Annotated in this window: 2 protein-coding genes and 1 pseudogene; 2 read left to right on the top strand and 1 reads right to left on the bottom strand. The window is 41.4% G+C overall.

The window, feature by feature from the left end; genetic code table 11:
- A partial coding sequence (locus J7439_RS25400; RefSeq protein ID WP_209204848.1) for a hypothetical protein occupies positions 1 to 258 on the top strand: 258 nt, incomplete at its 5' end.
- A gap of 221 nt (positions 259 to 479) precedes the next feature.
- Here J7439_RS25400 and J7439_RS27410 read toward each other — a convergent pair.
- Positions 480 to 668 (bottom strand): annotated as a pseudogene (locus J7439_RS27410) (MarC family protein); the annotation flags it as partial.
- Positions 669 to 894: 226 nt separating this feature from the next.
- Here J7439_RS27410 and J7439_RS25410 point away from each other — a divergent pair.
- The coding region (locus tag J7439_RS25410; RefSeq protein WP_502950447.1) for a transposase at positions 895 to 1,501 on the top strand (607 nt) is incomplete at its 3' end.

The raw sequence follows: 1,501 nt of genomic DNA on the forward strand, positions 1-1,501 counted from the left end.
TACCTTGAGAATTATGAAGAGTCATGTGAATTTGACACTTTAAATCCTGATTATGCAATATCGGAAAACAGCAGCATTCTAAAATCTCAATTATGGAGAAAATCATTTTCACTCAATTTGTATGAAGCAACCAAATTGTTTACAGGAGTTGATTCATACGAAGATGCAATTCTAATTCATAGAGATAATGAAAGTCCGTTGAAACGTTTAGAAGCTCAGCATATTGCATATTTGCGAGAGATTTTTGTAAACAGTTAATACCAATTCAGACGTCCGTTGGAATTTACTTCTAGTTTACAAGCCAGTGATAAGATAGTTGTTGAAATAGCCGTCAGTCCCTATCAGTGCTATGTTTTCTTTAAACGGCTTTGTAAGTCTAAGCTTCGTTAGCACTACAATGCGTCTGGCTAACGAAGTTTAGTAATTCATTTTCAACCTTTGGCAATATAGATACTGCCAAAAACTCTGTAATTTAGACATTACGTCAGATGACTTAAAGTTTCCAAAACACCCACTATCAACATTTGAACACCAATGACTGTCAAAATTAATCCCATTAATCGTGTAACAATATCAAGCCCACCTTTTCCAATCATTGCCATTATCTTAGAGCTAAATATAAAGCAAAAGAAAGTTATCAGGCACAAAAGAGCAAAAATAGAAATAGTTGCATATTCTGGCCGACCGTGAACACCTATTCTGGTTTTGCGTGAACACCTATTCTGGTAACTCGTGAACACTTTTTGCTGATTTCCAGAATAGGTGTTCACGAGCCAGAATTACCGTTCACGCTTCCAGAATCTTTTTTCAAAGATGGAATTAACTTCTCTTAAGCATTGATTTTGTTGAACTCCTGCCGTTTAAACTTGTACCAACTGGTCAAGGAGCGGCGGAATGTCAGAAAAAAATGGTTTATCAATGCGTAAAATCAGAGAAATTCTAAGGCTGAAGCACGACTGCAATCTCAGCATCCGGCAGATTTCTGCCAGCACCAGAGTCAGTGTTGGCGCAGTCAACAAATACCTGCAGCTCTTTGTTAAATCAGGCTTGTCCTGGCCTCTTCCTGAGGGAGCTGACGACACCTTTATTATCAATAAGCTCATGCCAGAATCGGCTAATAATCACCGTAAAGGGCTGGTTGATCCTGACTGGGTTGAGATGCATCAAGAACTCAAACACAAAGGTATGACCAAGCAGTTACTCTGGGAAGAGTACTGCCAGGCTTACCCTCACAACGCCTACAGTTACCCCCAATACTGTCATCGCTACAGTGAGTGGCGAAAGAAACAGAAGCGCTCCATGCGACAGGTACACAAGGCTGGTGAAAAGCTGTTCATTGACTACGCCGGAATTACGGTACCTGTCGTTAATAGTGAAACCGGTGAAGCAAGGCAAGCACAGATCTTTGTTGCCGTGCTCGGTGCTTCAAGCTACACCTACGCCGAAGCAAGCTGGGGGCAGTCCCAGGCTGATTTTCTGGCCTCTCATGTCCGGGCATTCG

The sequence above is a fragment of the Salinisphaera sp. G21_0 genome (assembly GCF_017744115.1).
Lineage (GTDB): Bacteria > Pseudomonadota > Gammaproteobacteria > Pseudomonadales > Endozoicomonadaceae > Endozoicomonas.